The following is an 11928-nucleotide window of genomic DNA, read 5'->3' as shown; positions in this document are numbered from 1 at the left end:
TTAAGTTACTTAGACTAGAAACGAAAGGTTATTTGTTTTTGTCGTGGATAGCATCAAGTCTTGCCAGTAGACTTGAGGTATCAAAACGGTTGCCGCCAAGCGCTTGAACATCTGCATAATATTGGTCCACTAAAGCTGTAAGCGCCAAATTTGCGCCGTTACTTCTTGACTCGTCTAGAGCAATGCCTAAATCTTTTCTCATCCAATCGACTGCAAAACCAAAGTCATATTCGCCCGCTAACATGGTTTTATAACGATTCTCCATTTGCCAAGAACCAGCTGCACCCTTAGCAATCGTTTCAATTACCTTTTCACCATCAAGACCCGCCTTTTTAGCAAAGTGTAAGCCTTCTGCGAGTCCCTGCACCACACCCGCGATACAAATCTGATTGACCATTTTACACAGCTGCCCTGCACCCACTTCTCCAATTATTTGGCTAAAACGAGCAAACGCGGCCATGATTGGCTGCGCTTTTGCAAACGTACTTTCGTCTCCTCCAACCATCACCGTCAACACGCCATTTTCTGCACCAGCCTGACCTCCTGATACTGGGGCATCTAAGAATTCAACTTGTAATTTCTTGGCTTCTTGCGCTATTTCACGGGCAACTTTTGCAGATGTTGTAGTATGGTCAACTATCACAGCTCCCGGCTTTACTCCCGCTAATACACCACTTTCGCCATATACGACTGAGCGTAAATCGTCATCATTGCCAACACACATAAATACAAAATCACAGTCAGTCGCTGCGTCTTTAGGTGTAACTGCAAAGTTGCCAGCATACTCAGCGGCCCATTTTTCGGCTTTGCTGGTGGTACGGTTGTATACCGTGACTTGGTAACCCGCTTTTTGCAAATGCCCAGCCATTGGATACCCCATGACGCCTAATCCTATAAATGCGACTTTCACTGACATATTTCTGTCCTATTTCGTTGTTATCTTAATAAGAATGGAGTTTTTATACCCGAGCACCTCTGTCATAGCAAATGAAAAAACCGCTTTGATACCGAATAACATGAATAAATCACACGGAGCCTGAAAGGATGGAGAATATTTATCGTTTTAGTGCACAACTTATTGATGGCCAAGTTTTGCCATTACAGTCTTTAGCGGGAAGACCGCTATTGATCGTTAACATTGCGAGCAAGTGTAGCTTTGCTCCGCAACTGTCTGCACTTGAAAAGCTATACAGCAAATACAAACCTTTTGGATTTGAGGTATTGGCCTTTCCTTGTAACCAGTTCGGTCGCAATGAGCCACTTGAAGATGAAATGCTTAAAGAGTTTTACAATACACATTTCAATTTAAGCTTTAAGATCTGTACTAAAACACAAGTCAACGGACCTGATGCACACCCATTATTTAGCTATTTAAAATCTCATACCCGTGGTATCGCGCAAAACCGCGCAATTAAATGGAATTTTACCAAGTTTCTAATAAACTCTGAAGGCATGCTAGTATCTCGGTATGCCCCAAGAACAAAACCAGAAACGCTTAAGTCAGTGATAGAGAGCCACATTAATCATGAGAATCGCCCTATTCAGTTCGCAAAACTATGAAGTGCCGTTTTTTGAGCAAGCCGTAAATTCCTACTCTGAACTTGAAATAAGTTTTATTAGTGAGTCACTCAATGAAAAAACGGTTTCGCTGTGCCAGCACTATGACGCGGCTTGTGTATTTGTAAACGATACTGTAAATGCGCAAGTGATTGATAAACTGGCTGACTATGGCGTTAAAACCATCGCCCTACGCTGCGCAGGTTTCAATAACGTTGATATTCAACGGGCAAAACAGCGTGACATAAAGGTTGTCCGTGTTCCAGCCTACAGCCCAGAAGCAGTTGCAGAGCATTGTATCGCGTTGATGCTAACGCTCAGCCGTAAGACACATAAGGCCTACAATCGAGTTCGTGAAGATAATTTTGATCTCAACGGCTTACTTGGTTTTAATATTTATAATAAAACGGTCGGTATCATCGGCTGTGGCAAAATTGGCCAAGCCTTAGTCAGTATCTTAAACGGCTTTGGTGCAAATGTGCTGGTTTATGACCCAAACATTGGAGAAGGCCCCTATACTTTGGTCTCTCTAGATATCTTACTAGCACAATCGGATATTATTAGCTTGCACTGTCCGCTTAATGAATATACTCATCATATTATTGATGATGCTGCGTTTGCCAAAATGAAAGCGGGTGTGATGCTTATTAACACCAGTAGAGGCGCGCTGTTAGATAGCAAAGCCTGTATCGCCGCGCTCAAGTCTAAACGCCTCGGTTACCTTGGCTTAGACGTGTATGAGCAAGAGTCAGAGCTATTTTTTAAAAACCACAGTGAAGAAATAATTCAAGACGATGTTTTCTCGCGTTTAGTTAGCTTCCCCAACGTACTAGTTACAGGACATCAAGGTTTTTTTACCAAAGAAGCACTAAAACAAATTGCAACAATAACCTGTGAAAACCTCGACGCAGCAAGACTGGAAAAACCACTAATGAACCAAGTCGTCTGATTTCAGAACCAAAAAAAAGAGCATATCAATCATGATGTGCTCTTTTGGTTACTTCAAAGTCGGGGGAAGTAATTTGATTTATGCTTTACTCTTCAATTCAGCCGTAACCTGAGCTAAGCCTACTTCTGAAATTCTCATCGTGATCTCTTTTTGCTTAGCACTCAATAAAGAAATACCTTCAGCAACCATGTCATACACTTTCCAGTCTCCATCTTTGCTTTGACGAAACTTAAAATGCATATCTATATCTGGTTTTGATTGCTCTCTTATTACCACCTTAACCGTCGCAAAATCAGCACCATCAGAAACCGGTAACTCTTCAAACAATACGTCTTGGCCTTTGTACTGTAAAAGTGCATTAGCGTAGGTAGATACAAGATAGTTATCAACCGCACTAATAAACTCGATGGCTTCGTCTCTTTTTAACCCTTTAATATGTTTACCAAGCAATTTAAAAGATACAAACTTCACATCGATGTGTGGCATCAAGCGACTACGTACTATGCCCTTCATCTGAGTTTCAGTTGCCTTACCATCTTGATTAACCGTTTTTATATCAGCAAATAGCTTATCGCCAACTTGGTTAATTAATTCATAAGGTGTGTCATTCGCAAACGCGACACCTGAGAAGATGAGAAAACTGAAAATAACAAGTAACTTTTTCATTGTTTAATCCTTATTAAACTGATGACACTAGTCTATCCAATTTGACGAGTGCAAATAAACATATCAATTCGCACCAAATTGATGCCCCTCCGACATCAATTAACGCATTGTAAAATTTCGCCTTACGATGACAATGACTCTTTATGAAGTCGTAAAGGAAAGGCGTATTCCCTTCATGGCGAGGCCTACAGGGAAGTATACGGTGTTCAAACGATGAAAAATGTCAGAAATTGTATCAATTTATTTGGACGCTGAGCCTAGCGAATGTAGCCAAGCTCAGTATTGTTGCGTAAAGGGGATAAATTATTGTTGCGAGTGGGGACTACAGATTCATATCTGCCGCAAAAAACGTGATGTTATCGTTGCTTTCTAGCTTTTTCAGCGTTTCAATTATCGCATCATGCTGCGGTGAAATTGATTCAAGTTGCTGCAAAGTAATTTCATTTTTTTCAAGCTTTTCAGCCAGAGTATTGCCAATAAATGCCATTCTCTGCTGCGCACAAACACTATTAGAAAGCCAACTACCACACAAAGAAACGATGCCTATGTTTGGCGCTTTCTTCATTAAGACGTGTTGCTCAATAGCAGGTAATCCCGCTAAGCAACTTACTCGACCACAAAATATCAAATGCGAAATCAATTGTTGGGTATGTGTACCTGTTAAATCTAGTGCGCCTTGCACCTCTGCTGCACCAAAATGAAGCTGCAGGGCATCGGCTAGGCCGGCAAAGTCAGACTGGGTATACACGAGATCTGCACCTAGCTTTTCAAGCAGCTTTTTATATTTGGACTCGGAACATGTAGCCACCCCAAGCCCCACCTGTTTGGCAAATTGTATTGCCATTTGACCAACTGGGTGATGAGCAGATTCGATTAAAATCGTATCACCTGCATTCAGTTGAAGCTTAAATAGCGCAATCAATGCACACATAGCGGGTGCGATTGCCGCTGAGGCGAGCTTACCATCAACATTTGCTGGCAGTACAGTAAGTGCGTGACTTGGCACCAAGGCAAATTCACTCATCGTGCCTTGCTCTCGAATGTCACCATGCCAAAAAACCCGTGTACCAGGCTCTGGAAATCCCGTTTTACATGCTTTTTCCACAACACCCACAGCGTCCACACCAAACACTCTATTCGGTGTTTCTTCACAGGGACAATTGGCCACTTTGGTATCGATAAAGCTTAAACCAACGTATTCAACTTTGACCAAGACTTGATCATCGGTTGCCTCAGGTAAGTTAATTTCTCCCTGCTCGAAGGTAAGTCCATTTGTGTGATTGAATCGGACTGCTTTCATCATATGCCTTTGCGTTATGTTATAAATAAAGTAGTGAGACTAAATTCATTAAACCATTGTTAGCATTTTGCCACAACTTTATTAGTGTAAATATGCCCCTCGCAATTCCAATTGTTTAGTGTCACAATGGCATCAGTCTTAGTGAACTTTCTCGCATTATGGATATTAGCAGCAGATTATTAATCTTTTTAGACGTTGTGGAACGTGGTTCCTTTGCCAGTGCCGCACAACTGAGAAATATCGATCGCTCTGTCATTTCTAAGCAGATGACCAAGCTGGAAGAAGAACTCGGTGTAAGATTAATGAATCGTACAACTCGTTCCTTCTCGCTCACCTCTGCAGGTTCCGAGATGGTAAAAAAAGCAGAAGAGCTAAGGCTGCTACTAAACGATACTCAGCGCATCGCACAGAATTATCACACCGAGCCTAAAGGTTTGCTTAAAATTGCCAGCTCTACTGTGGTAGGTCGACGCTATGTACAGCCTGTTATCAATGACTTTCAAAAACGTTTTCCTCATGTTGAAGTTGAGCTTAGGCTAGAAGACAGGCTCGTGGACTTAGTGGGTGAAGGTTTTGATTTAGCTTTTCGTGTCGGCGAGCCTAAAGATTCATCGCTTATCGCCCGCAGAATTGCACGCAACCGATTGCTCATATTAGCAAGCCCAACATTCTTAAAAACTCATGGCACGCCAAACTCGCTTGAGGAGCTCAGCGAATTACCTGCAGCAACCTACGCCAGTGATGCATTAAGGTTTACCAGTATCACCTATCAAGACGAGCAAGGTATCGAGCAACAAATGCCTGTGAAGAGTATCTTCAGAACCAACGACGGAGATACATTGATGGAAAGTGTCCTATCCGGTACTTGTTATATTGTTGCACCAGCCTTTTTAGTCGGCAAAGAAATTACTGAAGGCAAATTACAACCGATTTTAACTAATACAAAACTGGTCGATTTTGCAGCGATGTATGCGCTCTACCCCCACCGCGACTTGCCTGTTAGAACAAGACTCTTTTTAGATGCATTGCGGGCATATATTGGTGAAGAGACCCCAATATGGGAAACTGAAATCCCAGGGTTTGAACAAATGTACGGCTTTATCCCACCTAAACCCATGTTAACTTTCTAGTCGACTGCAATTTATTCGTATATCTGGGTATCAAGCTTTTTGCAGAGGGAGGGTATTGACCTCAACCGTCTAACCTTTTCATCGCCCCTCTCACCATGTTCTGGGAATTAATCCACTTTACGCATTCGCTTAGCGAGAGTGGTTCACATATCTGAAAGCCCTGAATATAAGGACAGTCTAAGCTATATAAATACTGCAAGCAGGCATCGCTTTCAACACCCTCGGCAACAATACTGCAATTCAATTTACGCGCTAAAAACATACTGGTTTCTACTATGGCTTGATCTTTTTCACTTTCATGACTTAGCCTTACAAACGAGCCGTCTATTTTGATCTGCGAAATTGGTAACTCTTTTAGAATAGAAAATGAAGAAAAACCAGTCCCAAAATCATCAATACTTACTGCAAACCCCATGTCTATTAGTGTTTCAATTAAGCTTCTCGCTTTTTCCACTTCTTCCATTACGGTGCTTTCTGTAAGCTCAAATACTATATGAGTTGGGTCTACTCGATGAGTATCCAGTAGCATGGCAAGGGTATTAATTAGATTCTGTTCAGCAAAATCTTGGCAGGAAAGATTGATATGCACAACCAACTTGTCATCTATTTCAATCAATATTGCGAGGTCTTGGAATACACGGTTAATCACAAATGCACTCAGTTGCCTGATCAAATTATTACGTTCCGCTAACTCAATAAACTGATCTGGCATTATCATTGTGCCGTCGGACTGAGGCCACCTTAATAGTGCTTCTACTCCATGAATATCGCCGCTTTGAGAACACACTATCGGTTGATAATAGAGCGTCAGTTCACCTCGAGCGAGCGCAACTTTGAGGTTAGCCAACAGTTGGAATTCAGCCTCAATTCCCTCATGGAGCTCTTCATCGAAGATGACGATGCTCTGACGGCTATGTTTGGCCGAATACATGGCAATATCGGCTTGCTTCAAAAGGTCAAACACATCAAGTTGGCGCGATTTAGTCCATAAGCTTGCTCCTGCACTATACGTCACGTCCAGCTGCAACTCTTCAATTTCTATACCTGACTTTAATTCGCTCAGCAGTGCATTATTTTGAGAGTAAATACAATTTACGTCTGTCACGTCCATCAAGATGATAAATTCATCGCCACCCATGCGATATAACTTGCTACGAGGAAGCAGTGCTGCGCGCATTTTGTGGGCAAGTTCCACCAGTAATTTATCACCAAAGAAGTGCCCTTTTGCATCATTGATCTGTTTGAAATTATTCAAATCAACCAAGATAACACTAAAGTCGAGCTGCTGATGTTTACGTTCATTAATGGCATCAATGCAGCGCTGACGATTCTCCAAATCCGTTAAAAAATCATGTTCAGCGTTATATTTGGCCTGCGTTGCAATTTCATTTAATTCTTGCAAGCTAGTTAGACTTAGACAATTCACTACAAAAACAAAAATGGAGCCAAGAAACAGGATTAAACTTAAGCCTTGCTCAATAAAACTAGCGCTATTGTGATCGTACAGGAAGTAGGCAAAACTCAAGTATCCGAGTTCAAACAGAGCCATAAGAATTAACAACACTCGCCATCCGACCGAAGAGGTTAATCGACATATCTTAAAGGCCGGAGAAAAAGCTAATCCCATGATAAAGCTGCCAGCTAATACTAATATAAGTGCAATCAAAGGAGTCTTCGTGGATGGAATACAATGGTTAGAGTATAGATTATAAATCTGCTCTTGCTCGGGACAGGCTAAATTATTCAACAATTGGCGGGGAACATAGCAGCGGACTTGACAGCCCGCTCACATAGGCTGGTTGGCCTTGATTAACAGTTAGTCTGCACTTTTTAAAATTCGATAAAGTTGATCTTTTAACCACAGCCTCTTTTTCTTCAGTGATTCAAGATACTCATCACTTGAGTGCTCTACACCATCTTCAATTCGAATAACTTCATTGTCCACTTCATGGTAATCTTTAAATAACTTTGAGAAATGTCCATCAGACAGTTTCAAGTCGTGAATTTTATCTTTAAATTCTGGGAGTTCTTTAGCTAGGCTGTGGCGTTCAATATTCATCGTTTTATTCCCATAATTAGCTAGGTAATCTGAGTTTGAGTACAAACCTCAGGTTAAGGCTGAAAATGCATTTGAGTTTTGGGTAGACCCAATCAATGCGCCGTTAGTGACAGTGATTTCGAATACATTTTTTGAAGTTACTGTCTGATTGGGTCTGTATTCATAGTACGCTGCTACCTTCCTTGAATATTGATCTAACGCAAATCACATTCAGTTATAAACAATCAAAGTTTTTGTCGTTTCTTTATACTGTTCGAGATACAAAATCGAGGACCTTTGGCCACATTCTTAGGGTTTCTCGCAAAGTCGCTAGCCGCCTAGATGCAATTGTTGTAAAATGTCGGCGTTTCTAAGCAAATCTATCTAGCAACTTTTGAGGAAAACCTGTGAGCGAACAAAAACAGTCTCTTAGTTATAAAGACGCTGGCGTTGACATCGATGCGGGCAACGCATTGGTCGAAAGAATTAAAGGCGTAGTGAAAAAAACTCGTCGCCCAGAAGTAATGGGTGGCATTGGTGGTTTTGGTGCACTATGCGAACTTCCAACTGGATATAAAGAGCCTGTTTTGGTTGCTGGCACTGACGGTGTTGGTACTAAGCTACGCTTAGCTATCGATTTGAAAAAGCACGACACAGTAGGTATTGACCTAGTTGCTATGTGTGTTAACGATCTTATTGTCCAAGGCGCTGAACCCCTATTTTTCTTGGACTACTATGCTACAGGCAAGTTAGACGTTGATGTTGCGGCGGACGTAGTATCTGGTATTGGTAAAGGCTGTGAACTATCTGGTTGTGCGCTTATCGGTGGTGAAACGGCTGAAATGCCAGGCATGTACGAAGGCGATGACTACGATATGGCAGGCTTTTGTACTGGCGTGGTAGAGAAGTCTAAAATCATTGATGGAACTAAAGTTGCGGCTGGCGATCAGCTGATTGCATTGGGTTCAAGCGGTCCGCACTCAAACGGCTACTCTCTAATCCGTAAAGTACTAGAAGTATCTGGCGCAGATACTAACGCAGAGTTCGAAGGCAAAACTCTAGGCGAGCACCTGCTAGAGCCAACGCGTATCTACGTGAAGCAAATCTTAGCGTTATTAAAAGAAATTGATGTTCACGCACTTTCTCACATCACTGGCGGTGGCTTCTGGGAAAACATCCCTCGCGTGCTACCTGAATCTGCAAAAGCAGTGATCAAAGGTGATAGCTGGCAATGGCCTGCAATCTTCAACTGGTTACAAGAGAACGGTAACATTGCAACTCACGAGATGTACCGCACATTCAACTGTGGTGTTGGCATGATCTTAGTTGTTCCTGCTGACAAGCTTGAGCAAAGCCTTGACATCCTGAAAGCACAAGGCGAAAACGCTTGGCACATTGGTGAAATTCAAGACGCTCAGGCTGGTGAAGAGCAAGTTGAGATCTTAGGTGGTGCCGAGTAATGGCACCCACTCGCCTTGTTGTTCTGATTTCTGGTAGTGGTTCAAATTTGCAAGCAATCATTGATGCTTGCAAAGCTGGCTATATTCAAGGTGAAATTGCTGCCGTTATTAGTAATAAAGCGGACGCATACGGCCTAACCAGAGCGCAAGAGGCTGGTATAGCAACATCTGTTTTAGACCATAAGCAATATGCTTCTCGTGAAGAATATGACGTTGCGCTTGGTCAACTAATTGATAGCTTTACACCAGATTTGGTTGTATTAGCTGGATTTATGCGTATTCTAACTCCAAACTTGGTGCAAAAATTTAGAGGAAAAATGTTGAACATTCATCCTTCTTTGTTGCCTAAGTATCAAGGGCTGAACACCCACCAAAGAGCAATCGATGCAAACGATGCAGAACATGGTGCTAGCGTTCACTTTGTCACAGAGGAGTTAGATGGTGGTCCTGTGGTCTGTCAGGCCAAGGTCGCTGTTCTTCCAGATGATACGGCAGAGTCACTGGCGCAACGTGTGCATAAGCAAGAACACATTCTTTATCCTTTGGTGGTCAAATGGTTCAGTGAACAAAGACTAACAATGGAAGCAGACTATGCTGTTTTTGATAACAAAACCTTACCAGTTCAAGGTGCGCCGTACCCAGAAAAATAAAAAATGGAGCGCTGTGCTAATTGGTATTAGCGCTCTACTTTCCACTTCAACATTCGCAAACTCACTCACTGAATATCACGCCGAATACCAAGTTTCACGCAAGGGTAAGGTTCATGGTAGTGCCACGCGAGACCTCACAAAAATAGCGGATGCAACATACGCTGTACGTTACAAAAGCGATATCGAATGGATGATTTTTTCAGACGTAAGAACTGAAGAATCATTGTTTAAAGTCGCTGAACATACCGTCAGCCCACTACATTACAGTATGACTCGTGAAGGGACTGGCCCAGATAAAAGCTACAAAATTAAGTTTGATCACCAAAACCAAGCAATCACCTCCAGTGAAGAAAAGTATCCTCTGAAAGTGAAATGGCTTGAGAATCAACAAGATTTAATTAGTTATCAAGTACAGCTGCGAGAAGATTTAAAGGCGGGAAAGACCAAGTTTAGCTACCCAATCATAGACAAAAAAGGCGACCAGCGAAGCTATGATTTTGAGGTGGCCGGCGAGGAAATGATAACTCTGCCTTTTGGCAACGTCAAAACCATTAAAGTTAAACGCGTTTATGATGATAGCGATCGTCAAGCCATTGCTTGGTTTGCACCAAGTTATGATCATATGCTGGTGAAAATGTACAAAGGTAAAGATGGTATGGAGCAATTTCAGATAGAGCTTAAAACCTACCAACCCAAATCAGAGAGTTGATAGCAACATCGTTAATTCATCAAGGCGGCTCAACTAAGCCGCCTTTGCTTACAAAAACTCAGAACTACACCTTCTCACCTAATTTGAATAAAGCAAACTCACCGGGCTCAAGTTTCTGCCACTGTTCATCGTTGGTCAGCGGTCGAGTTGCAATAACAGTAACAACATCATCTGGTGTGGTTTCTTTTTGAAAATCCACCACCATATCCGCATCAATTAAGGTAGCCTTACCAAATGGGGCTCTACGGGTTATCCAATGTAGGTTATTGGTGCAATACGCCAACACATAAATGCCATCGGTTATCAACATGTTGAATACCCCTTTGTCTCTCAATGTGTGCGCTAGCTTTGCGATATACCTGAAAACTGAGACCATGTTTGACGGGCGGCTTGGGTATTTTTCTCTTACTTTGTCCAAAATCCAACAAAAGGCAAGTTCACTGTCTGTATTCCCAACAGGTCGATAGAAATCAGTTTTTAAATCTTTATAGTCCGAAAGCTGACCATTGTGAGCGTAAGTGATCTCCCGACCCCATAATTCACGAGTGAACGGGTGGGTATTTTCAAGACAAGTTCGCCCCCTATTTCCCTGTCGAATATGACTTATTACAGACACGCTTTTAATCGGATATGCTTTGACCAGTTTAGCAATTTCAGACTGACAGCTCGGCTCAGGATCTTTAAAGGTTCTACATCCTTTTCCCTCGTAAAAGGTGATACCCCAGCCATCTTTGTGAGGACCTGTATTACCACCGCGCTCCAACAAACCAGAAAAGCTAAAACAAATATCCGTCGGTACGTTCGCCGACATCCCCAAAAGCTCACACATAAATCACTTAAACCCTAAATATCATAAAGTTATGATTAAAATACAAATCACAAATATCAAAAGGTCACACGTTTGGTCACACTTTTGACTAGTAGCTCGATTATCTTAATAGTCATACTACTGAATTATTGGCGGTAAGTTTATCATGTATCTCTGTGTCTTTACTTTTTTAAATTCAACTACCTTGAGGGCGATATTAATAAGACTATTTTGAATGACTATCAGGCTGTTCTCATCTAGAAAGCACTTTATTGGTTGAGAACCTTAATGACCACCCCAAGTTGACTCATAGATGGATCACATAGGCATAAGGTCGATTACGAACTGACGGTTACTTCGCAATATCTAACCAAGTGCCACCCGTAAGCATATCTAGATCATGCGCTTTTAACTCAAAGACCGAATTGGGCGTGCCTGCAGCAGCCCAAATACGATCGTGTTGCTTTAAATCTTTATCAATTATCGTCAATACAGAGTCAGTGTGCGCCACAGGAGGAACACCGCCAATGGCAAACCCGGTTTTTTCCCGCACAAAGTTTGCGTTCGCTTTTTCGAGCTTTACATCAGGGCCTGTAGACCTTTGCTGTTTGATTTTTGTTCTTCTGAGTGGGTGTTGGTAGCGACGCTCGACTTGCCGCCT

13 protein-coding genes and 1 pseudogene are annotated in these 11928 nt (G+C 42.1%); 6 read left to right on the top strand and 8 right to left on the bottom strand.

Annotation, left to right across the window (positions count from 1 at the left end; genetic code table 11):
* Positions 1 to 28 precede the first annotated feature (28 nt).
* On the bottom strand, positions 29 to 916 hold the full coding sequence (locus BB427_RS17960; RefSeq protein WP_069022325.1) for an NAD(P)-dependent oxidoreductase: 888 nt from the start codon (positions 914 to 916) through the stop codon (positions 29 to 31).
* Positions 917 to 1044: 128 nt separating this feature from the next.
* Here BB427_RS17960 and BB427_RS17955 point away from each other — a divergent pair, with 128 nt between their 5' ends.
* Together BB427_RS17955 and BB427_RS17950 are read left to right on the top strand one after the other, a co-directional pair.
* Positions 1045 to 1560, top strand: a complete 516-nt coding sequence (locus tag BB427_RS17955) for a glutathione peroxidase (RefSeq protein WP_010373899.1) — start codon at positions 1045 to 1047, stop codon at positions 1558 to 1560.
* A complete protein-coding gene (locus tag BB427_RS17950) occupies positions 1526 to 2506 on the top strand; it encodes a 2-hydroxyacid dehydrogenase (RefSeq protein ID WP_045989346.1) in 981 nt (326 codons plus the stop codon). The genes BB427_RS17955 and BB427_RS17950 overlap by 35 nt, the downstream gene beginning before the upstream one ends.
* 78 nt (positions 2507 to 2584) lie before the next feature.
* Here BB427_RS17950 and BB427_RS17945 read toward each other — a convergent pair whose 3' ends face one another.
* Together BB427_RS17945 and BB427_RS17940 are read right to left on the bottom strand one after the other, a co-directional pair.
* Complete coding sequence (locus BB427_RS17945) at positions 2585 to 3172, bottom strand: MlaC/ttg2D family ABC transporter substrate-binding protein (protein WP_039497416.1); 588 nt, start codon at positions 3170 to 3172, stop codon at positions 2585 to 2587.
* Positions 3173 to 3494: 322 nt separating this feature from the next.
* Entirely contained in the window at positions 3495 to 4475 is a 981-nt protein-coding gene (locus BB427_RS17940; protein WP_245008161.1) for a zinc-binding dehydrogenase, read from the bottom strand.
* Between the two features lie 155 nt (positions 4476 to 4630).
* Between BB427_RS17940 and BB427_RS17935 the strand changes: the two genes are divergently transcribed.
* Positions 4631 to 5602 carry a LysR substrate-binding domain-containing protein gene (locus BB427_RS17935; protein ID WP_069022321.1) on the top strand — a complete coding sequence of 324 codons (972 nt, stop codon included), beginning with the start codon at positions 4631 to 4633 and terminating at the stop codon, positions 5600 to 5602.
* A 61-nt stretch (positions 5603 to 5663) separates the two neighbouring features.
* Here the strand turns inward: BB427_RS17935 and BB427_RS17930 are convergent, their stop codons facing one another.
* Positions 5664 to 7166 (bottom strand): putative bifunctional diguanylate cyclase/phosphodiesterase, encoded by a 1503-nt coding sequence (locus BB427_RS17930; protein WP_239359244.1) that lies wholly within the window; start codon positions 7164 to 7166, stop codon positions 5664 to 5666.
* A 252-nt stretch (positions 7167 to 7418) separates the two neighbouring features.
* Entirely contained in the window at positions 7419 to 7661 is a 243-nt protein-coding gene (locus tag BB427_RS17925; RefSeq protein WP_039497408.1) for a YdcH family protein, read from the bottom strand.
* Between the two features lie 386 nt (positions 7662 to 8047).
* On the opposite strand from BB427_RS17925, the gene purM reads away from it, so the two are divergent.
* From purM to BB427_RS17910, 3 genes are read left to right on the top strand one after another with little or no spacing between them, the layout of a single operon-like run.
* Positions 8048 to 9100: a phosphoribosylformylglycinamidine cyclo-ligase gene (purM, locus tag BB427_RS17920; protein ID WP_045989349.1), complete on the top strand. Its 1053-nt coding sequence runs from the start codon at positions 8048 to 8050 to the stop codon at positions 9098 to 9100.
* Positions 9100 to 9750, top strand: coding sequence for a phosphoribosylglycinamide formyltransferase (gene purN / locus BB427_RS17915; protein WP_010605061.1), 651 nt, complete (start codon positions 9100 to 9102; stop codon positions 9748 to 9750). The genes purM and purN overlap by 1 nt, the downstream gene beginning before the upstream one ends.
* A 13-nt stretch (positions 9751 to 9763) precedes the next feature.
* Positions 9764 to 10459, top strand: a complete 696-nt coding sequence (locus BB427_RS17910) for a DUF3108 domain-containing protein (RefSeq protein WP_019647394.1) — start codon at positions 9764 to 9766, stop codon at positions 10457 to 10459.
* 64 nt (positions 10460 to 10523) lie between these two features.
* Here the strand turns inward: BB427_RS17910 and BB427_RS17905 are convergent, their stop codons facing one another.
* The 3 genes and pseudogenes from BB427_RS17905 to BB427_RS24755 all read right to left on the bottom strand — a co-directional run.
* Positions 10524 to 11288: a class II glutamine amidotransferase gene (locus tag BB427_RS17905; RefSeq protein WP_010605063.1), complete on the bottom strand. Its 765-nt coding sequence runs from the start codon at positions 11286 to 11288 to the stop codon at positions 10524 to 10526.
* A gap of 331 nt (positions 11289 to 11619) precedes the next feature.
* Positions 11620 to 11820, bottom strand: a complete 201-nt coding sequence (locus tag BB427_RS17900) for a YbaK/EbsC family protein (RefSeq protein ID WP_254663668.1) — start codon at positions 11818 to 11820, stop codon at positions 11620 to 11622.
* 26 nt (positions 11821 to 11846) lie between these two features.
* Positions 11847 to 11928: pseudogene (locus BB427_RS24755) on the bottom strand (GNAT family N-acetyltransferase); the annotation flags it as partial.

It is taken from the genome of Pseudoalteromonas sp. BMB (genome assembly GCF_001709235.1).
Taxonomy (GTDB): Bacteria; Pseudomonadota; Gammaproteobacteria; order Enterobacterales; family Alteromonadaceae; genus Pseudoalteromonas; species Pseudoalteromonas maricaloris.
The sequence above is the reverse complement of the archived record's forward strand: the minus strand, read 5'-3'. Positions and strand labels throughout refer to the sequence as shown.